The sequence below is a fragment of the Bradyrhizobium sp. genome, from assembly GCF_049586575.1.
Classification (GTDB): Bacteria; Pseudomonadota; Alphaproteobacteria; order Rhizobiales; family Xanthobacteraceae; genus Bradyrhizobium.
On sequence record NZ_JBAVCF010000375.1, the window covers coordinates 1 to 23,959 of the forward strand.

A 23,959-nucleotide genomic window follows, 5' to 3' on the forward strand; every position below is an offset into this window, starting at 1 on the left:
GCCGGACTTTCATCCGAAAATAGCGCGAACTTTTAACTGGTGAAGGGGTTAGCGGTCCTGGCCGGGTTTCTGTCCCTGACGGCTCGGATCCTGCTGCTGTTGTCCTGGTTTCTGCCCACCGCCCTGCTGCTGGCCCGGCTTCTGTCCGGGGGTCTGGTTCTGCTGGCCGGGATTCTGGTTCTGATTGGACATCGCGATCTCCTTTTTCAGTCGCAGACGGACAACTGTGGAACCCGCCATTGGTTGCGCGGAACATCCGTTCCGCCGGTTTTTGGCAACTGCGCCGGAATCCGCGGTTCCTGCGCCATTTTGGCGGACTCCTGAAAACTATCTCTGTACAAGCCCTTAAGTGCCCCTTTAGGCGCTGTTGCCGCCATGGGTTCCCGCTGTTAAAAATTGAAATGACGCGACGTCCGGCTGCCAGGGCCTTCGCTGTGTCAGGGGTTGAAACCGCATTTTCAAAAACGGCAAACCGAATTCCGTTTTGCCGGAAAGAATGCGCCAACAGTCGGCAGCGCATGGATTATTTCGCCCAGCAACTGATCAACGGCATCGTTCTCGGCTCGATCTATGGCCTGATCGCCATCGGCTACACCATGGTCTATGGCATCGTCGGCATGATCAATTTCGCCCATGGCGACATCTTCATGATCGGCGGCTTCATCGCGCTGATCACCTTCCTGATCCTGGTCTCGATCGGACTGACCACAATACCGCTGATCCTTCTCATCGTGCTCCTGGTATCGATGGCGATTACTGCCCTTTACGGCTGGACGGTGGAGCGCATCGCTTACCGGCCGTTGCGGCATTCCTTCCGTCTCGCACCGATGCTGTCGGCGATCGGGATGTCGTTCGTGCTGATGAACTTTTCACAGATCTCGCAGGGCGCCCGCGTCAAGCCGGTGCCGCCGATCATCACCGGCGGCTACAGCCTGCTCGAAAGCAATGGCTTCGTGGTCCGTCTCTCCAACGCACAGATCATCGTGGTCGTTACCACGATCGTACTGCTTGCGATCTTCAGCTGGCTGGTCTCGCGCACGCGGCTCGGACGCGACATGCGCGCCTGCGAACAGGATCAGACGATGGCGGCGCTGCTCGGCGTCGATGTCGACCGCACCATCTCCATGACGTTCGTCATCGGCTCAGCGCTGGCGGCCGTCGCCGGCATGATGTACCTGCTCTATTATGGCCTCGTCGATTTCTACATGGGCTTTATCGCGGGCATCAAGGCGTTCACCGCCGCCGTCCTCGGCGGGATCGGCTCGCTGCCGGGGGCGATGCTTGGCGGACTCCTGATCGGCCTGATCGAAACCATGTGGTCGGCCTATTTCTCGGTCGAATATAAAGACGTCGCCGCATTCTCGATCCTGATCGTGGTGCTGATCTTCCTGCCGACCGGCCTGCTCGGCCGCCCCGAAATCGAAAAAGTCTAGGTAAGCACGCGTGACGGTAGCCTCGCCCGACCTCATGCAACCCTCGCGCAGCGCCGGCATCGCCTTCATCCTCAAGAAAGCCCTGATCAGCGCGCTGATCGCCCTGGTGCTGTTCTCGCTGATGATCGGCATCCGCACCGAGGCGGGCCCGACCGGGCAATTGATTTACTGGACGCGGTTCGGCGATCTTGCCGCCATCGTTGGCGTCGTGTTTGTCGGCAGCATCGTCATCGAGTTGTTGCGGCAATGGTGGGAACCGGTCTCTGTGACTGCGGCCGTGCCGCCGTCCGTGCAAAGCGCGCTGGGACTGGCGCGGCGCGCGATTGCACCGGTGCTGCTGATCTTTACCTTTCTCTTCCCGGTGATTTTCTACGATCAGCGCTACATTCTCGATCTCGGCATTCTGGTGTTGACCTATGTGATGCTCGGATGGGGACTGAACGTCGTGGTCGGCCTCGCAGGCCTGCTCGACCTCGGCTATGTCGCCTTCTACGCCGTCGGCGCCTATTCCTATGCGCTGCTATCAACCAATTTCGGGCTGTCGTTCTGGGTCTGCCTGCCGCTCGCAGGCATTCTGGCTGCTCTCTGGGGCGTGATGCTCGGCTTTCCGGTGCTGCGGTTGCGCGGCGATTACCTCGCCATCGTAACGCTCGCGTTTGGCGAAATCATTCGTCTCGTCATCATCAACTGGCAAAGCCTCACCGGCGGCCCCAACGGCGTATCCGGTATTCCGAGGCCTTCCTTCTTCGGCATCCCGCTTACCCCCGGCCCCAACGGCCTCGCCGCAAGACTCGGCATCGAGTTTTCGACCACCCATCGCATCGTGTTTCTGTTCTATCTGATCCTGGCGCTCGCGCTGCTGACCAACTGGGTCACGATCCGGCTGCGCCGCCTGCCGATCGGCCGTGCCTGGGAAGCCTTGCGCGAGGATGAAGTCGCCTGTCGCGCGCTCGGCATCAACATCACCACCACCAAACTGACGGCGTTCGCTACCGGCGCGATGTTCGGCGGCTTTGCGGGCGCGTTCTTCGCCACAAGGCAAGGCTTTATCAGCCCGGAATCCTTCACCTTCCAGGAATCGGCGCTGGTGCTCGCGATCGTCGTGCTCGGCGGCATGGGTTCGCAGCTCGGCGTCGCGCTGGCGGCCCTCACCCTGATCGGCGGCTTCGAGTTGTTTCGCGGGTTCGACCAATACCGCATGCTGGTGTTCGGCATGGCGATGGTGCTCCTGATGATCTGGCGGCCGCGCGGCCTGATCGGCCATCGCGCACCGACCGTATTCCTGCGGCAGAGCAAGGCCATCTCCTCCGAGCTTGCCAGGGAAGGACGGGGATGAGCGGCGATACCATCCTCCAGGTCGACGGCCTGACCATGCGCTTTGGCGGCGTGGTCGCCGTCAACGGCCTCTCGTTTGCCGCCGAACGCCGCAAGATCACCGCGTTGATCGGACCGAACGGCGCCGGCAAGACCACCGTCTTCAACTGCATCACCGGATTTTACAGGCCGACCTCCGGCGCGATCCGACTGACGCATGACGACGGCCGCGATTTCCAGCTTGAGCGGCTGAACGATTTCCGGATTTCCAAACAGGCGAAAGTCGCGCGCACCTTTCAGAACATCCGGCTGTTTCCCGGCATGACGGCGCTCGAAAACCTGATGGTCGCCCAGCACAATACGCTGATGCAGGCCTCCGGATTCACCTTTCTCGGGTTGATTGGCGCGCCGTCCTATCGCACGGCCGAGAAGCACGCGATCGATCAGGCCAAGCAATGGCTCGACCGGATCGGCTTGTCGGAGCGTGCCGACGATGCCGCCGGCAATCTGGCCTACGGCGATCAGCGCCGCCTGGAAATCGCACGCGCGATGTGCACCGAACCGGCGCTATTGTGCCTCGACGAGCCGGCGGCAGGGCTCAACGCCCGCGAAAGTTCGGCGCTGAGCGAACTGCTGCTCTCGATCCGCGGCGAAGGCACCTCGATCCTTCTGATCGAGCACGACATGTCGGTAGTGATGGAAATCTCCGACCACATCGTGGTGATGGATTACGGCGTGAAGATCGCCGAGGGCGCGCCGCAAGCCGTTCGCGACGATCCCAAAGTGGTCGCCGCCTATCTTGGCGCCGACGAAGAAGAAGCAGCCGCGATCATGGGGAGCGGTCCATGACGAAGCCAAGAAGTGCCGCCCTAACCTCCCCCTGCAAGGGGGAGGTCGACCGCGAAGCGGGCGGGAGGGGGTCACGCTTCTCACGCACACAATTGATGACGGCGCGTGCAAGGAGGCTCCGCGGCAAGATGACCGACGCGGAAGCCCGGCTTTGGCGCGCACTTCGCCGTGACCAACTCAATGGTCATCACTTCAGACGGCAACATCCGGTCGGGCCATTCACACTTGATTTTTACTGCCCAAGCCTGCGTCTCGCCATTGAACTCGACGGCGGGCAACATGCTGCGCAACAAAAGCAGGCAGACGAGCGACGCACGCGTTTTCTCCTGGAAAAAAATATCGCGGTCGTGCGGTACTGGAACAATGATGTCTTCGGTAATTTTCAGGGTGTCCTAGCTGACCTTGTCACGGTGATCGAGAAACGCTCGCGCGACGTGACCCCCTCCCCACCCCTCCCCCTTTCAGGGGGAGGGAGCACAGCCGACTCGCGCGAGCAGCAAAGGAGCGCACTTTGAACGCTCCATCCGCGCCCCTGCTCGCGATCCGGGGCCTTCGTGCCGCCTACGGCAAGATCGAGGCACTCAAGGGCGTCGATCTCGACATTGTCAGAGGTGAGATCGTCGCACTGATCGGCGCCAACGGCGCCGGCAAGTCGACGCTGATGATGACGATCTTCGGCAAACCGAGAGCCCGCGCCGGCCAGGTCCTGTTCGACGGCCGAGATATCACCGAAGTACCGACCCATGAGATCGCGCGCTTACGCATCGCGCAATCGCCGGAGGGCCGCCGGATTTTTCCGCGGATGAGCGTTGCGGAAAACCTGCAAATGGGGGCGGACGCTACCGGCTCCAGTGAGGCCGAGCTGAGAAGCGGACTTGAGCGCGTGCTGGCGCTGTTTCCGCGGCTGAAGGAACGATTGACCCAGCGGGGCGGCACGCTGTCGGGCGGCGAGCAGCAAATGCTGGCGATCGGCCGCGCATTGATGAGCCGCCCACGCCTGCTTCTGCTGGATGAGCCCTCGCTCGGGCTCGCGCCCCTGATCGCCCGCCAGATTTTCGACGCCATCCGCACCCTCAACCAGCAGGACGGGCTCACCGTCCTGATCGTCGAACAGAATGCCAACCACGCGCTCAAGCTGGCTCATCGCGGCTATGTCATGGTCAATGGGCTGATCACGCTGCAAGGATCGGGCGCGGAACTATTGCAGCGCCCGGAAATCCGCGCTGCCTATCTCGAAGGCGGCCGGCGCGCCTAACCCGCGGTCATTCCGCGATGGCGCCCCCTCACCGGGGCCGGAATTTCGCGTCTTGAGGGCTCGCTCGTTTCATTTGCGCCGCGGAATGACCACCGTTGGAAGCCGGTTTGGGCGAAATTTACCGATGACTTCGCCGTAAAATCAGCCGAGAATACGCCCACGCTTTTCAGAACCCGGCGGCTAGCCGGCGAAGTCCCATGGCGAACCACCCGCGAGGATCCCTCATGAAATCAGTAAAGCTCTTTGGTCTTGTAATCGGCGCGTCGCTGGCGCTGTCGACGGCCGCGTTTGCGCAAGAGGTCACCATCGCTGTGGCGGGGCCCATGACCGGCGGCGAATCCGCTTTCGGCCGCCAGATGAAGAACGGCGCCGAGCAGGCAATCAAGGACCTCAATGCTGCCGGCGGCGTGCTCGGCAAGAAGCTCGCGCTGGATGTCGAGGACGACGCGTGCGATCCCAAACAGGCTCGCTCGGTGGCGGAAAAGATCGCAAGCTCCAAGATTCCCTTCGTTGCAGGTCACTACTGCTCGTCATCGTCGATTCCGGCATCGGAGGCCTACGCCGACGGCAACGTGCTTCAGATCACGCCCGCTTCGACCAATCCGCTGTACACCGAACGCGGCCTCTGGAATGTCGCGCGCGTCTGCGGCCGTGATGACCAGCAGGGCCTGGTCGCGGCCGACTACATCGCGAAGTTCTACAAGGGCAAGAACGTCGCCATCCTCAACGACAAGACCACCTACGGCAAGGGTCTCGCCGACGAAACCAAGAAGGCGCTCAACAAGGCCGGTTTCCAGGAGAAGATGTTCGAATCCTACAACAAGGGCGACAAGGACTTCACCGCCATCGTTTCGCGCATGAAGCGCGAGAACATCGATCTGGTTTTTGTCGGCGGCTACCATCAGGAAGCTGGACTGATCGTGCGCCAGATGCGCGACCAGGGCATGCAGACGGTCCTGATGGCGGGCGACGCGCTTGCCGACAAGGAATTCGCTTCCATCACCGGACCGGCCGGCGAAGGCACGCTGTTCACTTTCGGCCCCGATCCGCGCAACAAGCCGACCGCGAAAGCCATCGTCGAGAAGTTCAGGGCCAACAACATCGATCCCGAAGGCTACACCCTCTACACCTATGCCGCGATGCAGGTATGGTCGCAGGCGGTAGCGAAGGCCGGCACGACCGATCCGAAGAAGGTCATGGACACGATCAAGGCGGGCGCCTGGGATACGGTGATCGGCAAGCTTGAATTCGATTCCAAGGGCGACATCAAGCAAATCGACTACGTCGTCTATAAGTGGGATAACAAAGGCGGCTACACCGAGATCAGCCCGAAGGGATCTTAACCCCTTCAACCAGAACCTTCATTCAACGCCCCGGGTCCGCCGGGGCGTTTTCGTTTCGACGGTTGCCAATGATCTCCACCCAGAGTTCCCTCAGCGAACCGCGGAACTGTCAAATCAGATTGGAATTTCGCTGCAACGGAGTAAGTTGACGTCAACCATCACCGCTTCGGCGTCAGTATCGGTCTTGGCCTGAATCAAAAATCTATGTAACTTTGGGTTGAGCGCGGCGAAATTCGTCAAGGATACGCTATGGCGAGCATTCTCGTCATCGACGACGACCGGGCGGTTCTTGCCACCGTCAAGATTCTGCTTGAGCGCGCGGCCCATGCGGTCGAAGCCGTCGACAGCAGCCGCACGGGCCTGCAATTGCTCGAAGCGCGGAGTTTCGACCTGCTCATCGTCGACATCTTCATGCCGGGCACTGATGGCTTTGAGACGATGAAACTTGTGCATCAGTCGCGCCCGCAAATACCGGTCATCGTGATTTCGGGACAGCAGTTTCGTTTGGCCTCGGACCGCCAACCGGACTATCTGCACATGGCGACACGGCTCGGGGCCGTCTCAAGCCTGCAAAAGCCGTTCAGGCCCTCCGAGCTCCTGACCGCGGTCAACGGCAGCCTGTCGAGTTCGCAGCTTCCTCCCGACCTCAGCCGGAAAATGCCGGCGGGCATTCCCTCCGAACGGCAATAAGTACAATATGTGTTCCCTAGTGCTGCCCATTTGAAGTTCCTGCACCGCAAGCGGGAAATTCCGTCCAGGAACTTCACATGGAAAACCGCCACTGGAATTTTAGCTGGCTAGTGCCCATAGCTTTTTCGAAGTTCGACTTCGAAAAGGTGGGTGCCGGTTGCGTCGCTTAGGCGCGTCGCTGACACGGCAAACAGCGTCAGTCTTAGAGACGCGAGCTAAGACGCAGGAGTCTGGAGACAAAAGTGGAAGCAGGCGACGACCGCAACATTTTTCTCTCGACACTTCCTGCCACCAGCCGCGACCGCAAGATTGCATTCGGCGTCGTCGCCGCCTCGGCCATCTTCTTTTCCGCCGCCCTTCCCTTCTCCCGGGTGCAACTGCCGGCGGTGCCCGCTTTCGTCGCCAGCTATCAATCTGCGCTCGCAATCAACGACCTGATCACGACGATCCTCTTGCTTTCGCAATTCTCATTGTTGCGATCGCGCTCGCTTCTGGTGCTTGCGAGCGGGTATCTGTTCACCGCAGCCGCAGCGCTGGTTCACGGCCTGACCTTTCCAAATCTGTTTGCCAACAGCGGGCTTCTGAACGCCGGCCCGCAGACCACGGCCTGGCTTTACATGATCTGGCATGGTGGTTTCCCGCTCTTCGTGCTCGGCTACGCCTTGCTCAAGGATGAGGATGGCGGCCGCGCCATCAAGGGGTCGGTCGGAGCATCGATTGTCTGGGCCGTGACCGCGGTCTTTGCGGCCATGGCGGCCGCTATTTTCGTGGTGACGGAAAAGCACGATCTTCTGCCGCTGCTCATCGCCGACAAAGGCTACGCGCCGGCGCTGTTTGGAACCGCGCTCGCGGTATGGCTCCTCAACCTGGTAGCCCTGTTCGTCCTGTGGACGCGCCGGCCACACTCGGTCCTCGACATCTGGCTGATGGTGGTGCTGTGCGCGTGGCTTTTCGATGTGGCGTCGTCGGCGCTGCTTAATGCCAACCGTTACGATCTCGGCTTTTATATAGGCCGCCTCTACGGGCTTGGCGCCGCCTGTTTCGTGCTGGGAGTGCTGCTGCTGCAAAATATCAACTTGCAGGCGCGGCTGTCCCGTCTGCTGGTCGCGCTGCGCCGCGAGAGCGCTTTTGAACAACGGCGCCATTCCGAACGCGAACGCCTGTTCACAGCGGTGGTCGAATCCTCAAACGACGCCATCATCGCGAAAAAGCTCGACGGCACCATCACCGCGTGGAATCCAGCCGCCGAGCGGCTGTTCGGATACACCGCTGCCGAGGCGATCGGCCGCCATATCGACCTGATCGTTCCGTCGGAAAAGCTCGATGAATTGAACGATATTCTTGCGCGTGTAAGTCAGGGCGAGACCGTCGCCCATCACGAGACCTTGCGCGTGACCAAGTACGGCCGGCTGCTGACTATTTCGCTCTCGGTTTCCCCGCTGCGGTCGCTTTCGGGCGAAATCATCGGCGCTTCCAAGATCGCGCGCGACGTCACCGAAAGCAAACTCACGCAAGCAGCTCTTACCCAGGAAATCGAGGAACGGCAGCGCATCTTCGAGACGTCGCAGGATCTCATCCTGGTCACCGATACCAAGGGAACGTTCGTCCAGGTCAGCCCGAGTTCGATGACGATCCTGGGATTGAGGCCGGAGGACATGATCGGCCATAGCGCCATGGAATTCATCTATCCCGACGATCTCGAAAGCACGCGGCAGGAGATGCGTTCGGCGCGGCGCGGACACCTGATGCGCAACTTTGAAACCCGCTACGTCCACAAGGACGGACATCCGGTGAATCTGAGCTGGATGGGAACGTGGTCGGAGCCGGTGCGCCGGCATTTCTTTGTCGGCCGCGACCTCACGGAAAAGCAGGCTGCCGAAGCACAGTTCCATCAAGCGCAGAAGATGGACGCCGTCGGCCAATTGACCGGCGGCGTCGCCCACGACTTCAACAATATACTTACCGTCATCACGGGCACGATCGGCATTCTTGAGGATGCCTTGGCGCACGACCCGCAGCTTTCAGCAATCGCCAAGATGATCGACGATGCCGCCGAACGCGGCGCGAGCCTGACGAAACACCTGCTTGCCTTCGCGCGCCGGCAACCGCTGCAACCGCGCGAGGTCGACGTCAATACGCTGGTCTTTGAAACCATCAAACTGTTGCGGCCGACACTCGGCGAGCAAATCCAGATCAATCCCTTGCTGGCGGAGAACGCCTCGCCTGCCCTCGTCGATCCCAACCAGTTGACCACCGCGATCCTGAATCTGGCGATCAACGCCCGCGACGCCATGCCTTCCGGCGGCAAGCTCGTGATCGAGACCAGTAATGTCTCCCTCGACGAGGATTACGTTGCGATGAACAGGGATGTGCTCGCCGGCAACTACGTCATGATCGCCGTGAGCGACACCGGCACCGGAATTCCGGCCGTCAATCTCGAGCGGGTGTTCGACCCATTCTTCACGACCAAAGAGGTCGGCAAGGGTACCGGCCTTGGATTGAGCATGGTGTTCGGCTTCGTCAAGCAATCGAACGGCCACGTCAAGATCTACAGCGAGGAAGGCCACGGCACCACGGTGAAGATCTATCTGCCGCGCGCCACCGGATTGTCGGACACGCCGATGGAATCGCAGACTACCACGAGCATTGCCGTCGGCAACGAGACCATACTGATTGTCGAAGACGACGCCCTCGTGCGCCGCTATGTCATCACCCAGATCGAGAGCCTCGGCTACAAGGCGCTCGAGGCCAGCCGGGCCTCGGAGGCGCTGGAGATTATCGATGGCTCCAACCACATCGATCTTCTGTTTACCGATGTCATCATGCCCGGCTTGATGAATGGCCGCCAATTGGTCGACGCGGCGCTGGCGCAGCGGCCCGGATTGAAGACGCTATTCACCTCAGGCTATACCGAGAATGCCATCGTTCATCACGGCCGTCTCGATACCGACGTGCTACTGCTCGCCAAGCCGTACCGAAAGTCCGACCTGGCGCGAATGATCAGACTGGCCCTCGAAAGCTGACTTTTTATTCGAAACCCGATTACGAAACCGGCTGAGTGAATGCCATGCACAATCTCCTCACCGATATCGCCGGCGTTCGCGTCGGCCACTCCGATGACGCCAAGCTTGCCTCCGGTGTCACTGCGGTGGTCTTCGATCGCCCAGCGGTGGCCGCGATGGATGTGCGCGGCGGCGCCCCAGGCACGCGCGAGGGTGGGCTGCTCGACCTCGCCAACATGGTCGAGCGGATCGATGCGATCGCGCTGTCAGGCGGTTCGGCCTTCGGACTGGAAGCCGGCGGCGGTGTGCAGGCCTGGCTCGCCGAACAGGGCCGCGGCTTCCAGGCGCGCAGCGCGATTATTCCGATCGTGCCCGGCGCGATCTGCTTCGACCTTCTCAACGGCGGCGACAAGAAGTGGGGCCGCTTCGCGCCTTACCGCGATCTCGGCTACGTGGCTGCCGCCGCTGCCGGCACCAGTTTCGCGCTCGGAAGCGTCGGAGCCGGCCTCGGCGCCAATACCGCCAATCTAAAGGGCGGCCTTGGCTCCGCCTCCGCCCAAACCGGGGATGGCGTGAAGGTCGCCGCGCTCGCCGTGGTCAATGCAGTCGGCACCGTCACGATAGGCGACGGACCATGGTTCTGGGCGGCGCCGTTTGAGGTCGAGGGTGAATACGGCGGACGCGGATTGCCGGCGGCCTTTACCCCGGACATGCTGAAGATGCGGATCAAGGGCGGACCTGCCGCAACACCCCCCGAGAACACCACGCTCGCCGTGGTCGTCACCGATGCCATGCTGACAAAAAATCAGGCCAAACGCCTGGCTATGATGGCGCAGACCGGCTTTGCGCGCGCGATTTACCCGGTGCACGCGCCCACCGATGGCGACGTGGTGTTCGCAGCTTCGACTGGTGAACATCAGATCGATCCGCTGATCGGCCTCACCGAGCTTGGCATGATCGCAGCCAATGTCATGGCCCGCGCGATCGCCCGCGGCGTTCACGCGGCGACGGCGCTGCCTCTGCCGGGCACACTGCCGGCGTGGCGGGATCGCTTCGGATAACGGTTGGCAATGAACTTCGCCTGCGTTGCGTCAAGCGCTGATAGAGAACGGACTGAACCCGAGCGGAACCGCAGTGGACTGGACGAGTTGGTCAACCGAGTTGTAGGCCGATGAGGCCGAGGCGGAGGGGCCTTGCGAGGAATCCGAACTGCTGGAATCGAGGGCGCCGGCAAGACCGCCCGACGTCAGGCTCTGGGCATCGATCAGCGCATTGAAGTTATCAGACGAAATCAGGGCGTTCTTGAAGCCGGAAACAGCATTTGAGCCCGAAGACGGCGTGGAGGAACCGTCTTCCGCGTCGGACAGCGCCGGTCCAAAGCCGCCGATCGTCTGCGATGACGTCGATTGGGACGACGTCAGTGACTGGATGGCGTCGAGGGCGGCTGTGGCCGCGCCAATGGCTGGCAGCATGGCAAAAGCTCCAAATGGCCGCACGCTAGCGTGTGATCTTTCAAGACAGGTCAGCAAGCACCGTGCCACGGCGGAAAAGCCAATAAAATGATGGCTTTCGCGATTGCGGAAGACAGCCGCCGATCGGCAATTCGTGCCGCTTGCGGCAGATTTTTCCACCGTTCCAAGCCCGCATTGCCGGCAACGCTTTCGCGTGTTAGGCCGAAAACGGCGCCACGATTGACGTGGTTTGTAGGGAAGACAGGGCACATGTCCCAAGCCTTTGCGTCACGTCCTCTCATCGTCGCTCCGTCGATCCTGGCTTCGGACTTCTCGAAGCTCGGCGAAGAAGTGCGCGCGGTCGATGCCGCGGGCGCGGACTGGATCCATCTCGACGTGATGGACGGGCATTTCGTCCCCAACATTTCCTACGGGCCTGACGTCATCAAGGCGATGCGGCCGCACACCAAAAAGATTTTCGACGCGCATCTGATGATATCGCCGTGCGATCCGTATCTCGAAGCCTTCGCCAAGGCGGGATGCGATCACATCACGGTGCATGCCGAGGCAGGCCCGCATCTGCATCGCTCGTTGCAGGCGATCCGCGCGCTCGGCAAGAAGGCCGGCGTCTCGCTCAATCCGGCCACGCCGATTTCGGCGATCGAATATGTGATCGACAACATCGACCTGGTGCTGGTGATGTCGGTCAATCCCGGTTTCGGTGGGCAGGCTTTCATTCCCTCCACGCTCGCCAAGGTCCGCGACCTGCGCGCGATGACGGCGGGACGCCCGATCGACATCGAAGTCGATGGCGGCGTGGGAGCGGATAATTCCGGCCAGTTGGCCGCCGCCGGCGCCAACGCTTTCGTCGCCGGCTCGGCCGTCTTCAAAGGAGGCACGAAGGAGGCCTACAAGGCCAACATCTCCGCGATCCGCAACGCGGCGGCGAGCGCGCGGGGCGAAGCGATCTGAGAAAACGACAGGGCACCACTCGATTCGGTTATCGCCTGCTTTCCTGCGGCTCCATGACGTCCTTGGGTGGCATCCGCGGCGGCAAGAGTGGCGTGAAGGTTACTTCGTCGCCGGCTTGCGGCACTGCGGTCAGCCCGCCGCCGGTGGAGGGATCGCCGCCGGAGGTTTCGATGATGGTATTCGGCGTGATGTAGGCGCGCACGGAGTCGAGCAGCCCGCCCTCGCCGCTGCCGTAATCGGCGGCGCGGCCCCCTTGCGCACGGCCCGCGGCGACCTCGCTCTGCGCCTTGTCGGTCTTGTCGGCGAGCTTACCGCTGTAGGGAACGCGAAAGGCGCGCGGCACGCCGCTCGGGCGGTTGTCCTCGTCGAGCGCCTCGACCCAGAGATAGATCGCACCGGGGTCGCCTTCCAGCGAATGCGGCTCGACAATGCGCGCCTGCAGCAGCTTGAAATTCGCAGGCAACCGGTCGACGCTGGCCCAGCCGAGCAACCCGCGCACGCCGAGGAAGCTTGCGATGTAGAAGGAGCTGGTCACGATCACCGCGATGCCTTTCAGCGGCCAGGGAAGCCTTGCATAGACCAGCACGACGAGCAGCAGTGCACCTACCAGCGCATACGCCACCGCGAGCATGAGAATGACGGATTGCAGGCTGCTCACGGCATTCTCATCCTGACACCAGTCTTGGGATCGCGATCTGAGCCGTTCGCCCAGGTTCGACGGAACGTCTCCAGTAGCGATTTCTGCCGTTGCTCGACGTCGATCACCTTGCCTTCGGCATCCAGCGTGAAGCGCACCGCGGTCTTCTCCGCGCCGGTGTGATCGACGAAAAGCTTGTCGTCGAAGATCACCTGGGTGGTTGGATTGAGCTTCTGCACCTTCACGTTCACCGGGACAGGTTGGCCGGTCTTGGCCTGGAAGTGCGAGACGTTGACGGTATATTCGCCGGCAAGGATGCCGCGTACCGTCACGATTTCCTCGCGAATGGGCGACGGGATCTTCCGCCCGTTGACGGTGATAAAATCGTTGACGCCGCCGCGGTCATCGCGGTCGAGCGTGAGAAAGCCGGCTTCGCGATGCCGGTACCAGGCGATATTGCCCGCGGGATCCTGCACAAACAAATCGAGGTCATCGGGGTGGTTGTCGGGCCAATCCATGGTGATGATGAACTCGGCCTTGGAATCGATCTTGCCATCCTTCGATTCCGGCGAGACCGCGAGCAGCGCCAGGAAAAACAGGAAAGCAACGACTTGCAGCGCTTTGAACAGCATGATGCCGAACGGATCGAAGGCGTCCTCACGCGGATAGAGGCCGAAATCATCCATCATTGCGACGTTCCAGCACCGGCGTAACGCGGGTCTCAGTGAGCGTGACCGCGTCCGAAAACACCCGCTGGGTCGCGGCATCGAGCATGTAGTACTGAATTTTCACCAGGATCGAGCCGACCAGGCCCGCAAGCGTCGTGTACATCGCAACCGCCATGCCGTCGCTCATCAGTCCCATGGACGATTTCATCGCGACCTTGTCCGCGGCATCGAGCGTTGCGATCGGCGCCAGCATGATGATGAAGCCGACGATCGTGCCGAGCAGCCCGAGCTTCATCAGCGTGTCGGAGGCAAAGTTACCAAAGCCATTGGAGCCGCGCAGGCGGTCGGCGAGCGAGCGCAACAGAAGCGTCTGGTCGATGCCTCCCTTGCTCTGCACCTTCGCCTTCTCGATCAGGCTATGGATATGATCGGTGACCAGGCCCTTCGGCAGCGACTTCGCATCCGCTTCCAGTGCCGCGCCGCCGTCGGCCGCGGCGATGATCGCGCGGCAACGTTCTCCGACCGCGCCTTCGCGCGCGATCGCGCGGGTGCGGAGAAAGCAGTGAACGCAGGTGGCTATGTAGAGGACGGCGATGACGCTCGAAATATAGGTGCGGTCCGCGGTCACCATCAAATGCAAGAGGCCGTAGCGCCATAACAGCACCGCGGCAAACACCGAAAGACCGGTGAATATCATCCAGAGCAACAGCGCGCCGCGTTCCGGCGGGCTACCGTCAGATGCTGCGATCACCGCGCCTTGTCCGGAACTCATCCCGCTTCGCTCCCGATCGGCTACTTTCCTGGTGTTGTTAAAGCAAAACCGCAACGGGCGGTCCAAAGACGGATGCCCGGAAACGATTGGGAAAATTTCCCGATTTGTGCGGAGCCTCGTGCTTGCAATTGGCAGGGATTGGCGTTGTTGTTAGCTTCGTTCCACACTCGTGGGAGGTCGCATGCGCCTGGTCCTGCAACTCGTCGCCCGCCTGCTCGTCGTCGTGATGCTGTGCCTTGGAGCTGCCACGGTCTGGGCCACCATCGAGGCCCGTCGCAGCGTCGATCGCGCCACCGAAGCTTCCGCCGAGCGTGTCTCTCAGGCCCTCCAGGGGCTGTACTGGCACGAGCTCCTGTTGCACGGCGGCAGGATGCGCGAGCATCTGCTCCCGGTGCCGGAATGGCGCACCATCGAGACGATGAAACTGATCTCGCCTGGAGTCTGCGTCCGCTTTGAGCCGGCCGCCGCGTTCGAGAAGCCACTGTGCGGCCAGGACAAGGGGGTAGGAACCACGCCGCCGGTCTGGTTTGCCAGCACCGTTCAGACGCTGCTCGGCAGCCACGCGGCTGTGGCAAGACCGATCAGCGCCCGCGCGACCACTTTCGGCACTGTATCGGCGACGCCCGATCCAGACGCCGCGATCCGGCTCGCCTGGCAGCACATCCTCGACAATACCGGCGTTGCCCTGCTGATGGCGGCGGCGATTGCGATTCTGGCCTCGCTTGCGATCGCGCATACGCTGGCGCCGGCACAGTCGATCGTAGCCGCGCTCAAGCGCATGGCACATGGCCAATACCGGACGTCCCTGCCCCGCTTCCGCTCCATGGAGCTCGCGATCATCGGCCAGGCCGTCGGCGACCTCGGCGACCGGCTGGCGCAGGCCATGGAGGAACGCGCCACCCTGACACGACGCTTGCTTGAGATACGCGACGACGAGCGGCGCACGCTTGCGCGCGAGCTGCATGACGAATTCGGCCAGAATCTCACCGGCATTCTCGCCTTTGCCAACGCGATCGAGGCGACCGCAACTGAGGCCAAGGACGGTTCTGTCGCACAGGACGCACGGATGATCTCGAAAGCTGCGCTGGCGATCATGGCGTCCCTGCGTGGCACCCTCAACCGGCTGCGCCATCCGCCAGCCGAGGAGTTCGGGCTGGAAGCGAGCCTGATCAGCCTGGTCGACAACTGGCGCTCGCAGCACGATGCGCGGCCGGTGATCCAGCTCGACCTCAAAGGCGATCTGGCCGATATCAGCGGCACGGTGGCTGCAACCGCCTATCGCGTCGCGCAGGAATGCCTGACCAATGCGCTCCGCCACACCACGGCGCGCGAAATCCTGCTCCGGATCGAGCGGCGCAGCGGGTCCGAGAATGCGCTCCTGATCCGGGTCGAGGACGATGGCGGGGGCGACGCCATCAGCATCGCGAAAGCTTCGGGCTTCGGGCTCACCGGTATGCGCGAGCGCCTGGCCGCGCTCGGCGGCTCACTGTCGATCGCGCGCGCGACACGGGGCTTGAGCTTCGACGCGACCATCCCACTAGCTGCCTGACGGATGACGACCGCCTCACCTAAGGGCATTTCCATTCTGCTGGTCGACGACCATCCGATCGTGCGCCAGGGCTACCGGCGCGTGTTGGAAAATCAGGCCGACTTCCAGGTGGTCGCCGAGGCCGACGACGCGGTGAGCGCCTATGGCGCCTTCAAGACCCATTCCCCCGACATCGTGGTGATGGATATCTCGATGCCCGGCGCCAGCGGGCTTGAGGCGATCAGGAACATCCGTGCCCGCGATGGACGTGCGCGGATCCTCGTCTTCAGCATGCATAGCGAGGCGCCGCTGGTGAAAACCGCCTTCAACGCCGGCGCCGGCGGCTACGTCACCAAGAGCAGCGAGCCCGCGGTGCTGGTCAAGGCGATTCGCAGCGTTGCCCGCGGCGAACGGGCCATGAGCGACGACATCGCCCAGGTGCTGGCGCTGGAGAGTCTTGCGCCATCAGGCTCCGCGCTCGATCAGCTTGCCGAACGCGAGATCGAGATCCTCCGGCAAATCGCAACCGGCGCCACCAAGGAAGAGGTTGCTCAGAACCTCAACCTCAGCCTGAAGACGGTTCAGAACTACCACTACATGATCAAGGTCAAGACCGGCCTCAAGACCGACGCCCAGCTCGTGCGTCTGGCAGCCGAGTGTGGCCTGACAGGGTCGTAAGCGCCCCGAGGCGAGCTTAGAACGGGTGGTTTTCCACCCATCCTCGCTTAGCGCTTGCGCGGGGCCTCGATACCCCTCAGCAGCAGCGCAAGCAAAGTATCGATCCGGCCTGGAAGCAGCGGATCGTTCCACTCGTCGGCATGGGCGGGATGATGGAAGCGCGTCACCGCGTCGAAAATCGCCTGCGCGGTCGCCTTGGTGTCGGCGATCTGGAACGTGCCCTGCTTGACGCCGTCGGACAGGATCAATTCCAACTGACCGGTCAGACAGGTCTTGTGCCCGTTCACAGTCTTGCACGCTTCGCGGGCCAGCGTCAGGTAGGTTGCAAACATCTCCGGGTCTTCGAGATATCGTTTTTGCTTGGCTGCGAAAAGAGCGCGAAGCCAGCGATCGAACTTCGCCGGCGCCGGGCTTGAGCTTTCGGCGATGTTGGCGAGCGGCGTGCTCACGCGCTCGAGCCAGCGTTTGGCCACCGCCTCGCGCAGCGAAGCCTTGCTCGGGAAATGCCGGTAGACGCTGCCGTGGCTCACGTCGAGCGCGCGCGCAACGTCAACGACCGTCGCCTTGGCCAGGCCAAAACGGCGCAGAACGTCCTCGGTGACTTCCAGAATGCGTTCCGGTGTCAAAACCACATTCTCGTTCATCGGCGTACCTCCTGCTTGTGTCAGCCTGACCTATATGTGGCCGGCGATCTTTGTTTCGGCTTAGCGGGCAAGCCTCTCGGCCTGCTCGGCCAGATGGCGAGCGATCCGCTGGTTAAGCCAGCGCTGGATTTGAGCGGTGATGTGTAGGATTTCGAATGTCATGGCCTTAGTCCTTGTAACTTGCCCCAGCTTGCCGCCGATAACGGCCTTGCCGAGGGCCTCTCAATCAAGCATCGACGGCAATATAGAGCATCGCGCTGACAGATTTCAATATCTGTTATTCAATATTCTGTGATTGAGGGGGATATCTGTGGGCTTCGGCCGGGGGGCCGGCGTCCTGGGTCCAGAAGGCGGTTTTCACCCCTCACCCGCTCTGCTAAAGCCGTGTAATTCCTCAAAAAAGCGCTGAGCCACCAATGATCCCCCGCTATACCCGCCCCGAAATGGCTGCGATCTGGGAGCCCCAGACCCGTTTCAAGATCTGGTTTGAGATCGAGGCCCATGCGGCTGACGCGCAAGCGGAATTGGGCGTCATCCCCAAAGCGGCCGCAAAAACCATCTGGGCCAAAGCCAGGGACGTAACCTTCGATGTGGCGCGGATCGACGAAATCGAGCGCGAAACCAAGCACGACGTCATCGCCTTCACGACGCATCTGGCCGAAATCGTCGGCCCCGAGGCGCGCTTCGTGCACCAGGGCATGACCTCCTCCGACGTGCTCGACACCTGCCTTAACGTGCAACTCGTGCGCGCAGCCGACCTGCTGGTTGCCGACATCGACAAGGTGCTCAGCGCACTGAAGAAGCGCGCCTTCGAGCACAAAATGACGCCGACCATCGGCCGATCGCACGGCATCCATGCCGAGCCCGTGACCTTCGGGCTCAAGCTCGCCTACGCCCACGCGGAGTTTTCCCGCGCCCGCGCGCGGCTGATCGCCGCCCGCGAAGAAGTCGCGACTTGCGCGATCTCGGGCGCGGTCGGCACCTTCGCCCAGATCGATCCGCGCGTTGAGGAACACGTTGCGAAAGCGATGGGCCTGCGGCCGGAGCCGATCTCAACGCAGGTGATCCCGCGCGACCGTCACGCGATGTATTTTGCAACGCTCGGCGTGATCGCCTCCTCCGTCGAGCGTCTCGCCACCGAAATTCGTCACTTGCAGCGCACCGAAGTACTGGAGGCGGAAGAGTTTTTCTCCGAAGGCCAGAAGGGTTCTTCGGCGATGCCGCACAAGCGCAACCCGGTGCTGTCGGAAAACCTCTCAGGACTGGCGCGCATGGTGCGCGCCTATGTGACCCCGGCGATGGAGAATGTCGTGCTCTGGCATGAGCGCGACATCTCGCACTCTTCCGCCGAACGCATGATCGGGCCTGATGCCACCGTAACGCTGGACTTTGCGCTCAACCGCCTCGCCGGCCTCGTCGAGAATCTTCTGATTTATCCTGCCAACATGCAGAAGAACCTCGATCGCCTCGGTGGCCTCGTGCACTCGCAGCGGCTTTTGATCGCGCTGACGCAAAAAGGCGCGAGCAGAGAGGACGCCTACAAGCTAGTGCAGCGCAACGCGATGCCGGTGTGGCGCGGCGAAGGTGACTTCCTGTCGCTGCTAAAGAAGGACGCCGACGTCCGGAAATACCTGACGGACGCCGAGATCGATAAACAGTTCGATCTCGGCTATCACTTCAAGCACGTCGATACGATCTTCAAGCGCGTGTTCGGCGAAGCCTGACTCCCACCCTAAGGCACATCCGAATTGATCCGCCGCATCGTGATCGCGGCGGAGCCGTGGTTGTTGTCGTAGAGCAGCGTCAACAGCCAGGGCGCGAAGATCGAGGTGTCGTTGACATAGATGAACACCTCGCCGTCGTTCCGCGCGACGAATTGTGCGCTCCACCGTTTGGGGTTGCTGCCGTCCTGCACGAAAGCCGGGACATGCTCCTCAAGGCCGGTGCTACCGACGCGGACGATCGGTTTGAACCAGTTCGACCAGATCAGCCGCCTGAACGGAATGCCCGGAACTTGCGCCGCACTCCCCCACGCAAAGCCTCTCGGATTGGCAGGGATCCGGTCGTCCGCCCACGCCTCGTCGTATGCAAAACGGGAGTTATTCCGGATCGGTCGCCTCGCAAAAGCAACTGGTCGGTAAGGCGCGAATTGCTACAATGGCCCCGTGAACGGACCTCCGACGATTCTCGTTTTCGATTCCGGCCTTGGCGGCCTCACGGTGTTGCGCGAGGTCGTGCGGGCACGCGACGATGCACATTATTTATATGTCGCTGATGACGCTTTTTTTCCGTACGGCCATCACAGCGAAGAAGAGATCGTCGCCCGTGTCGTACCGCTGATCGGCGAATTGATATCGGCACATCGCCCCGATCTCGCGGTGATCGCCTGCAACACCGCCTCTACGCTGGTGATGCCGCATTTGCGGGAGCGCTATTCGGTGCCGTTCGTCGGCACCGTGCCGGCGATCAAGCCGGCCTGTGCGGCCTCGAAAACCAAGCGGGTATCGGTGCTGGGCACCAAGGGCACGGTCCAGCGCGAATATACCAGGGGCCTGATCCGCGATTTCGCGCAAGGCTGCGAGGTAACGCTGGTCGGTTCGGCGGAGCTTGCCGCACTGGCCGAGGCGGCGCTGAGCGGCGGGAACGTCAGTGACGAACAGATATCAGACGAACTGACGCCCTGTTTTGTCGGCGCCGGCGAGGACAAATCAAAACGAACCGACACGATCGTGCTCGCCTGCACACACTATCCGCTGTTACTGGACCGGCTGAACCGGCTCGCACCATGGCCGGTCGACTGGATCGATCCTGCACCTGCCATCGCCAGACGCGTGGCCAATCTTTTGGGCGAGCCGGCCGGCGATATCGGCGGCACAGCGGCGAGGATGCTTTTCACCTCGGGAAGGCCGCACAGGCTAAACGATGCGCTCGTGCCGTTTTTCGGCGGCCGCACGCCGGCTTGAATCGGGTCATCTATATTTCCATATATTTTTCATGTATTTATCGACGGTTCATCCAGCGCTCGATAAAGTCGCGTCTGGAAAACCCGGTGCCGGCCTCCGCTTCATTTTCCCTCGCGGCCGACGACCCGGAAATCCACGTGAAAGGAAATTGAGCCGAACGATGCGCGGAACGAAGCTAAAAATCTCCCTGCCGCGCGTGTTCATTCTCGACCTCATGCACGCGTCGATGCGCGTGCCCTTTATTTCGCTCTCCCGTCCATTCGATATCGGCCCCCTCATGGCCGCGCGCGCCGAGGCCGTCTCCCCGCCGGGCTGGGCGGCCATGTTCGTGAAGGCATTTGCCATCGTGGCGAAGGAAGAGCCGGTGCTGCGCACCCTCTACGTCAAGCTGCCATGGCCGCATTTCTTCGAGCTGCCGCGCAGTGTCGCGATGGTTGCGGTGGCGCGCGTCGAAAACGGCGAGGAATTCATCCTGCCGGAGAAAGTCCCGACCCCCGAAGACCGCCCGCTCGCTGAGATCGACGCCCAGATCCGTCATGCCAAGACCGCACCGCTGGAGAAAATCCCCACCTTTCGGAAAATCCTGATGGCAAGCCGCCTGCCGCTGCCGCTGCGCCGCCTGAGCTGGTGGGTGGGACTTAATGTCGGGCGGATGTCCGCCAATAATTTCGGAAGCTTTGGGGTTACCTCGGTCTCGGCCTACGCCCCCGGCGAGCTCCAGGCGCTAAGCCCAGGCCCTTTCCTGCTCAGCTATGGGCGGGTTGGGTCGGATAACCGGATTGACGTGATCCTGCGTTGGGATCACCGGGTTACCGACGCCGCGGTCACTGCGCGTGTGCTGAGTAGGCTGGAACAGGTGCTGAACACCGAGATTTCAGCGGAAATACTGGTATCGCCGATTTGAAGTCCCTGCCCCGCTAACCGCGAGTTGTTCCATGGGACGTCAAATCGATAGGCGATACTAGGATCGTTAACTTACCAGTGCCCGTGGCTTTCCGAAGTTCGAAAAAAGGCGCTGCTGATACGGGGGTGCGAACTTCGGAAAGTGGGCACCGGCGCCGCCAGCCTGAAAGCAGGGACCATTTACGTTGACAGGTGAGCCGTTTCTGCCTAGAAACCGCCCTGCTCGCGGGCCGTTTTCGGCCCGCGATGCGTTTCGCGACCCGTGGTTCATCCTCCAGCTTGGGGCTTGAACCTGTCGGCACCGGGACATCCCGGCGCACAGGAGGGCGCGTTTCCTCAAACCCAACGTTACGAGAAGAGGACGCGATGACAAAGCGCAATGAGGCGAAATACAAGATCGATCGCCGTATGGGCCAGAATATCTGGGGCCGCCCAAAGAGCCCCGTGAACCGTCGTGAATATGGCCCCGGCCAGCACGGCCAGCGCCGCAAGGGCAAGCTTTCCGACTTCGGCGTGCAGCTTCGCGCCAAGCAGAAACTCAAGGGCTATTACGCCAATATCAGCGAGCGCCAGTTCCACGGCATCTACGTCGAAGCCGGCCGGATGAAGGGCGATACTGGCGAGAACCTGATCGGCCTTTTGGAGCGCCGGCTCGATACCGTGGTGTTTCGCGCCAAGTTCGTTGCCACGATGTTTGCCGCCCGTCAGTTCATCAACCACGGCCACGTCAAGGTGAACGGCCGCAAGGTCAATATCGGCAGCTACAAGCTGAAGGTTGGCGACCTCGTCGAGGTCAAGGAAGCTTCGAAGCAATTGACGCATGTCCTTGAAGCAAGCCAGCTTCCCGAGCGCGATACGCCGGACTTCCTTGAAGTCGACCACGGCAAGATGACCGCGAAATTCGTTCGCATCCCCGCGCTGACGGATGTGCCGTTCGCGGTGCAGATGGAGCCGCATCTGATCGTCGAATTCTATTCGCGCTGATGTGATTTACGTTTGAAGCGAGATCGAAGGCCCCGGTTTTGCCGGGGCCTTTTGTTTCGGTAAGATCGCCGAACGCTTCAATCTCGAAATTCCAGGATAGCCCGAAGGACTAGCCCGGAAGCCTATTTTGAGAGACATCGTCCAATGACCTACTACACCCCTGCCCGCCGCGATCCCAAGGCGCCGGACGTCCGCATCAACCTGTTGTCGGACACGCAAACCCGCCCAACGCCGGGAATGCGCGATGCGATGGCGCGAGCTGAAGTGGGCGACGAGCAGGTCGGCGACGATCCTTCCGTCAATCTGCTCTGCGACCGCGTGGCCGATCTGATGGGCAAGGAGGCTGCGGTGTTTTTGCCCTCCGGCACCATGTGCAACGTGACGGCGACGCTGGTGCATTGCCGGCCGGGCGATGAGATCCTGGCCCATGTCTCCGCCCATATCATCGCTCGCGAGGGCGGCGCCCATGCCGCGCTCGGCGGATTCCAGATCACGCCGTTGACGGGCGCCGATGGAAAATTCACGCCCGACACCTTCCGCGCCGCGCTTCACCCGCGCACGCGCTACCAGCCGCCGCAAACCCTGGTCAGCGCCGAACAAACCGCCAATATCGGCGGCGGCACCCTGTGGAAGAAGGCCGATCTCGACGAGGTCGTGAAGATCGCCAAGACAAACGGCCTTGCCACCCATATGGACGGCGCGCGGCTGTTGAATGCAACGGTGGCCACCGGCATCAGCGCGCGTGAGATGACGGCGGGATGGGATTCAGCCTGGATTGATTTCTCGAAAGGCCTCGGCGCGCCGATCGGCGCGGCCATCGCCGGTAGCCGCGACTTCATCGATCAGGTCTGGCTCTGGAAACAACGCCTCGGTGGCTCGATGCGCCAGGCCGGCATCTGTGCGGCCGCTTGCACCTATGCGCTCGACCATCACGTCGAGCGGCTTGCCGAAGATCACGCCAATGCGCGCGCGCTGGCGCGTGGATTGGCCCAGATCGAGGGCATCGAAGTGCAAGAGCCCGAAACCAATCTGGTGTTCTTCCGGCCCGACGGCGCCGGCATCAGCGCCACAGACATGGTTGCCGCCTTGAACAAGCGCGGCGTTCAGATCGCCGTGATGGACGGCCGCATCCGCGCCTGCACCCATCTCGACGTGTCCGCCGCCATGATCGAGGAAATGCTGGGGCATGTGCGCGAGATCGCTCGCAAGGCATAGAGGCAGGGCGCTTCAGGGATTGGTTCTGTCGGTCAAAAGCCGTAACGCCGCCAGCGCCGTTGGCTTAATCGGCGCAAGGCTCGCCGAACCTGGCCAACACCCGTTCGTGCAAGGCAGCGCTTTCTTTCGAAAAACAGCAGAAGATCACGCGGCGGAGGATGGGCGCAGCCTTCAATGCCGCAACGGTGGTCGAAACCGCGATCTGGGCCGCGCGATCGGCCGGAAAGCGATAAACGCCGGTCGAAATGGCCGGAAACGCGATCGAGGTCAGATTGTTTTCACGGCAAAGCGCGATGGCGCGGGCGTAACAGGAAGCAAGCAATTCGTTCTCGCCTCGCGCGCCGCCATTCCAGACCGGCCCGACCGCATGGATCACATGCTTGGCCGGCAGCCGATAACCCTTGGTGATTTTGGCGCCACCGGTCTCGCAGCCGCCGAGCGTACGGCATTCATCGAGCAACTCGGGCCCTGCGCCCCGATGGATCGCGCCGTCGACCCCGCCGCCGCCAAGCAAGGACGTGTTGGCGGCGTTGACGATAGCGTCGACGCGCAACGTCGTGATATCGTCAACGACGACTTCAAGCCGCGCCTCGCCGAGCAAATGCGGTGGATTTGACATTCGCTTGGTCCCCCCGCGAGCCGTGTAGCGAATGTCAAA

At 62.0% G+C, this 23,959-nt stretch carries 25 protein-coding genes; 17 read left to right on the forward strand and 8 right to left on the reverse strand.

Annotated elements, in window-relative coordinates:
- Nucleotides 1-48 precede the first annotated feature (48 nt).
- Nucleotides 49-192 carry a hypothetical protein gene (locus WB528_RS14775; RefSeq protein WP_423889158.1) on the reverse strand — a complete coding sequence of 48 codons (144 nt, stop codon included), beginning with the start codon at nucleotides 190-192 and terminating at the stop codon, nucleotides 49-51.
- Between the two features lie 326 nt (nucleotides 193-518).
- Between WB528_RS14775 and WB528_RS14780 the strand changes: the two genes are divergently transcribed.
- The 9 genes from WB528_RS14780 (at nucleotide 519) to WB528_RS14820 (ending at nucleotide 10,947) form a co-directional block, all read left to right on the forward strand.
- Nucleotides 519-1,433, forward strand: coding sequence for an ABC transporter permease subunit (locus WB528_RS14780; RefSeq protein WP_423889159.1), 915 nt, complete (start codon nucleotides 519-521; stop codon nucleotides 1,431-1,433).
- Between the two features lie 34 nt (nucleotides 1,434-1,467).
- On the forward strand, nucleotides 1,468-2,769 hold the full coding sequence (gene livM, locus WB528_RS14785; protein ID WP_423889197.1) for a high-affinity branched-chain amino acid ABC transporter permease LivM: 1,302 nt from the start codon (nucleotides 1,468-1,470) through the stop codon (nucleotides 2,767-2,769).
- Complete coding sequence (locus tag WB528_RS14790; RefSeq protein WP_423889160.1) at nucleotides 2,766-3,596, forward strand: ABC transporter ATP-binding protein; 831 nt, start codon at nucleotides 2,766-2,768, stop codon at nucleotides 3,594-3,596. Before livM ends, WB528_RS14790 begins: the two co-directional genes overlap by 4 nt.
- 95 nt (nucleotides 3,597-3,691) lie before the next feature.
- Nucleotides 3,692-4,111, forward strand: coding sequence for an endonuclease domain-containing protein (locus tag WB528_RS14795; protein WP_423889161.1), 420 nt, complete (start codon nucleotides 3,692-3,694; stop codon nucleotides 4,109-4,111).
- Nucleotides 4,108-4,851 carry an ABC transporter ATP-binding protein gene (locus tag WB528_RS14800; protein WP_423889162.1) on the forward strand — a complete coding sequence of 248 codons (744 nt, stop codon included), beginning with the start codon at nucleotides 4,108-4,110 and terminating at the stop codon, nucleotides 4,849-4,851. Before WB528_RS14795 ends, WB528_RS14800 begins: the two co-directional genes overlap by 4 nt.
- 224 nt (nucleotides 4,852-5,075) lie before the next feature.
- Nucleotides 5,076-6,194: a branched-chain amino acid ABC transporter substrate-binding protein gene (locus tag WB528_RS14805; protein ID WP_423889163.1), complete on the forward strand. Its 1,119-nt coding sequence runs from the start codon at nucleotides 5,076-5,078 to the stop codon at nucleotides 6,192-6,194.
- A gap of 249 nt (nucleotides 6,195-6,443) precedes the next feature.
- Complete coding sequence (locus WB528_RS14810) at nucleotides 6,444-6,884, forward strand: response regulator (protein ID WP_423889164.1); 441 nt, start codon at nucleotides 6,444-6,446, stop codon at nucleotides 6,882-6,884.
- A gap of 242 nt (nucleotides 6,885-7,126) precedes the next feature.
- Nucleotides 7,127-9,907 carry a PAS domain S-box protein gene (locus tag WB528_RS14815; protein ID WP_423889165.1) on the forward strand — a complete coding sequence of 927 codons (2,781 nt, stop codon included), beginning with the start codon at nucleotides 7,127-7,129 and terminating at the stop codon, nucleotides 9,905-9,907.
- A 44-nt stretch (nucleotides 9,908-9,951) separates the two neighbouring features.
- The gene (locus WB528_RS14820; RefSeq protein WP_423889166.1) at nucleotides 9,952-10,947 is read left to right on the forward strand and encodes a P1 family peptidase; all 996 of its coding nucleotides are present in this window, start codon (nucleotides 9,952-9,954) and stop codon (nucleotides 10,945-10,947) included.
- A 30-nt stretch (nucleotides 10,948-10,977) separates the two neighbouring features.
- Here the strand turns inward: WB528_RS14820 and WB528_RS14825 are convergent, their stop codons facing one another.
- A complete protein-coding gene (locus WB528_RS14825; protein WP_423889167.1) occupies nucleotides 10,978-11,358 on the reverse strand; it encodes a hypothetical protein in 381 nt (126 codons plus the stop codon).
- Between the two features lie 249 nt (nucleotides 11,359-11,607).
- On the opposite strand from WB528_RS14825, the gene rpe reads away from it, so the two are divergent.
- Nucleotides 11,608-12,309 carry a ribulose-phosphate 3-epimerase gene (rpe, locus tag WB528_RS14830; RefSeq protein WP_423889168.1) on the forward strand — a complete coding sequence of 234 codons (702 nt, stop codon included), beginning with the start codon at nucleotides 11,608-11,610 and terminating at the stop codon, nucleotides 12,307-12,309.
- A 28-nt stretch (nucleotides 12,310-12,337) separates the two neighbouring features.
- On the opposite strand, the gene WB528_RS14835 is transcribed toward rpe, so the two are convergent.
- From WB528_RS14835 to WB528_RS14845, 3 genes are read right to left on the reverse strand one after another with little or no spacing between them, the layout of a single operon-like run.
- Nucleotides 12,338-12,967: a hypothetical protein gene (locus tag WB528_RS14835; RefSeq protein ID WP_423889169.1), complete on the reverse strand. Its 630-nt coding sequence runs from the start codon at nucleotides 12,965-12,967 to the stop codon at nucleotides 12,338-12,340.
- The gene (locus WB528_RS14840; RefSeq protein WP_423889170.1) at nucleotides 12,964-13,635 is read right to left on the reverse strand and encodes a hypothetical protein; all 672 of its coding nucleotides are present in this window, start codon (nucleotides 13,633-13,635) and stop codon (nucleotides 12,964-12,966) included. Before WB528_RS14840 ends, WB528_RS14835 begins: the two co-directional genes overlap by 4 nt.
- Nucleotides 13,625-14,386: a MotA/TolQ/ExbB proton channel family protein gene (locus tag WB528_RS14845; protein WP_423889171.1), complete on the reverse strand. Its 762-nt coding sequence runs from the start codon at nucleotides 14,384-14,386 to the stop codon at nucleotides 13,625-13,627. The genes WB528_RS14840 and WB528_RS14845 overlap by 11 nt, the downstream gene beginning before the upstream one ends.
- Nucleotides 14,387-14,567: 181 nt before the next feature.
- Between WB528_RS14845 and WB528_RS14850 the strand changes: the two genes are divergently transcribed.
- Both WB528_RS14850 and WB528_RS14855 read left to right on the forward strand, forming a co-directional pair.
- Entirely contained in the window at nucleotides 14,568-15,935 is a 1,368-nt protein-coding gene (locus WB528_RS14850; RefSeq protein WP_423889172.1) for a histidine kinase, read from the forward strand.
- 3 nt (nucleotides 15,936-15,938) lie between these two features.
- Nucleotides 15,939-16,592, forward strand: a complete 654-nt coding sequence (locus WB528_RS14855) for a response regulator (protein ID WP_423889173.1) — start codon at nucleotides 15,939-15,941, stop codon at nucleotides 16,590-16,592.
- 47 nt (nucleotides 16,593-16,639) lie between these two features.
- Here WB528_RS14855 and WB528_RS14860 read toward each other — a convergent pair whose 3' ends face one another.
- Complete coding sequence (locus WB528_RS14860; RefSeq protein WP_423889174.1) at nucleotides 16,640-17,236, reverse strand: TetR family transcriptional regulator; 597 nt, start codon at nucleotides 17,234-17,236, stop codon at nucleotides 16,640-16,642.
- A gap of 416 nt (nucleotides 17,237-17,652) precedes the next feature.
- On the opposite strand from WB528_RS14860, the gene purB reads away from it, so the two are divergent.
- The gene (gene purB, locus WB528_RS14865) at nucleotides 17,653-18,960 is read left to right on the forward strand and encodes an adenylosuccinate lyase (protein WP_423889175.1); all 1,308 of its coding nucleotides are present in this window, start codon (nucleotides 17,653-17,655) and stop codon (nucleotides 18,958-18,960) included.
- Between the two features lie 8 nt (nucleotides 18,961-18,968).
- Here purB and WB528_RS14870 read toward each other — a convergent pair whose 3' ends face one another.
- Nucleotides 18,969-19,151, reverse strand: a complete 183-nt coding sequence (locus tag WB528_RS14870) for a hypothetical protein (protein ID WP_423889176.1) — start codon at nucleotides 19,149-19,151, stop codon at nucleotides 18,969-18,971.
- A gap of 250 nt (nucleotides 19,152-19,401) precedes the next feature.
- On the opposite strand from WB528_RS14870, the gene murI reads away from it, so the two are divergent.
- The 4 genes from murI to WB528_RS14890 all read left to right on the forward strand — a co-directional run bounded on the left by murI (nucleotide 19,402) and on the right by WB528_RS14890 (nucleotide 23,301).
- Complete coding sequence (gene murI / locus WB528_RS14875; protein WP_423889177.1) at nucleotides 19,402-20,199, forward strand: glutamate racemase; 798 nt, start codon at nucleotides 19,402-19,404, stop codon at nucleotides 20,197-20,199.
- Between the two features lie 160 nt (nucleotides 20,200-20,359).
- Entirely contained in the window at nucleotides 20,360-21,103 is a 744-nt protein-coding gene (locus WB528_RS14880; RefSeq protein WP_423889178.1) for an acyltransferase, read from the forward strand.
- A 365-nt stretch (nucleotides 21,104-21,468) separates the two neighbouring features.
- Nucleotides 21,469-22,086 (forward strand): 30S ribosomal protein S4, encoded by a 618-nt coding sequence (gene rpsD / locus WB528_RS14885; RefSeq protein ID WP_423889179.1) that lies wholly within the window; start codon nucleotides 21,469-21,471, stop codon nucleotides 22,084-22,086.
- Between the two features lie 144 nt (nucleotides 22,087-22,230).
- Nucleotides 22,231-23,301 carry a threonine aldolase family protein gene (locus WB528_RS14890; RefSeq protein WP_423889180.1) on the forward strand — a complete coding sequence of 357 codons (1,071 nt, stop codon included), beginning with the start codon at nucleotides 22,231-22,233 and terminating at the stop codon, nucleotides 23,299-23,301.
- Between the two features lie 64 nt (nucleotides 23,302-23,365).
- On the opposite strand, the gene WB528_RS14895 is transcribed toward WB528_RS14890, so the two are convergent.
- The gene (locus tag WB528_RS14895; RefSeq protein ID WP_423889181.1) at nucleotides 23,366-23,920 is read right to left on the reverse strand and encodes an O-acetyl-ADP-ribose deacetylase; all 555 of its coding nucleotides are present in this window, start codon (nucleotides 23,918-23,920) and stop codon (nucleotides 23,366-23,368) included.
- Nucleotides 23,921-23,959: the final 39 nt, after the last annotated feature.

Excerpts from the sequence above, each read along its gene's own strand:
- WB528_RS14880 (WP_423889178.1), top strand. The coding sequence starts at position 20,360 with ATGCGCGGAACGAAGCTAAAAATCTCCCTGCCGCGCGTGTTCATTCTC.
- WB528_RS14795 (WP_423889161.1), top strand. The coding sequence starts at position 3,692 with ATGACGGCGCGTGCAAGGAGGCTCCGCGGCAAGATGACCGACGCGGAA.
- WB528_RS14890 (WP_423889180.1), top strand. The coding sequence starts at position 22,231 with ATGACCTACTACACCCCTGCCCGCCGCGATCCCAAGGCGCCGGACGTC.
- WB528_RS14780 (WP_423889159.1), top strand. The coding sequence starts at position 519 with ATGGATTATTTCGCCCAGCAACTGATCAACGGCATCGTTCTCGGCTCG.
- livM (WP_423889197.1), top strand. The coding sequence starts at position 1,468 with ATGCAACCCTCGCGCAGCGCCGGCATCGCCTTCATCCTCAAGAAAGCC.
- WB528_RS14850 (WP_423889172.1), top strand. The coding sequence starts at position 14,568 with ATGCGCCTGGTCCTGCAACTCGTCGCCCGCCTGCTCGTCGTCGTGATG.
- WB528_RS14775 (WP_423889158.1), bottom strand. The coding sequence starts at position 192 with ATGTCCAATCAGAACCAGAATCCCGGCCAGCAGAACCAGACCCCCGGA.
- WB528_RS14840 (WP_423889170.1), bottom strand. The coding sequence starts at position 13,635 with ATGATGGATGATTTCGGCCTCTATCCGCGTGAGGACGCCTTCGATCCG.
- WB528_RS14855 (WP_423889173.1), top strand. The coding sequence starts at position 15,939 with ATGACGACCGCCTCACCTAAGGGCATTTCCATTCTGCTGGTCGACGAC.
- WB528_RS14805 (WP_423889163.1), top strand. The coding sequence starts at position 5,076 with ATGAAATCAGTAAAGCTCTTTGGTCTTGTAATCGGCGCGTCGCTGGCG.
- WB528_RS14895 (WP_423889181.1), bottom strand. The coding sequence starts at position 23,920 with ATGTCAAATCCACCGCATTTGCTCGGCGAGGCGCGGCTTGAAGTCGTC.
- WB528_RS14820 (WP_423889166.1), top strand. The coding sequence starts at position 9,952 with ATGCACAATCTCCTCACCGATATCGCCGGCGTTCGCGTCGGCCACTCC.
- rpe (WP_423889168.1), top strand. The coding sequence starts at position 11,608 with ATGTCCCAAGCCTTTGCGTCACGTCCTCTCATCGTCGCTCCGTCGATC.
- WB528_RS14810 (WP_423889164.1), top strand. The coding sequence starts at position 6,444 with ATGGCGAGCATTCTCGTCATCGACGACGACCGGGCGGTTCTTGCCACC.
- purB (WP_423889175.1), top strand. The coding sequence starts at position 17,653 with ATGATCCCCCGCTATACCCGCCCCGAAATGGCTGCGATCTGGGAGCCC.
- rpsD (WP_423889179.1), top strand. The coding sequence starts at position 21,469 with ATGACAAAGCGCAATGAGGCGAAATACAAGATCGATCGCCGTATGGGC.
- WB528_RS14825 (WP_423889167.1), bottom strand. The coding sequence starts at position 11,358 with ATGCTGCCAGCCATTGGCGCGGCCACAGCCGCCCTCGACGCCATCCAG.
- WB528_RS14845 (WP_423889171.1), bottom strand. The coding sequence starts at position 14,386 with ATGAGTTCCGGACAAGGCGCGGTGATCGCAGCATCTGACGGTAGCCCG.
- WB528_RS14790 (WP_423889160.1), top strand. The coding sequence starts at position 2,766 with ATGAGCGGCGATACCATCCTCCAGGTCGACGGCCTGACCATGCGCTTT.
- WB528_RS14860 (WP_423889174.1), bottom strand. The coding sequence starts at position 17,236 with ATGAACGAGAATGTGGTTTTGACACCGGAACGCATTCTGGAAGTCACC.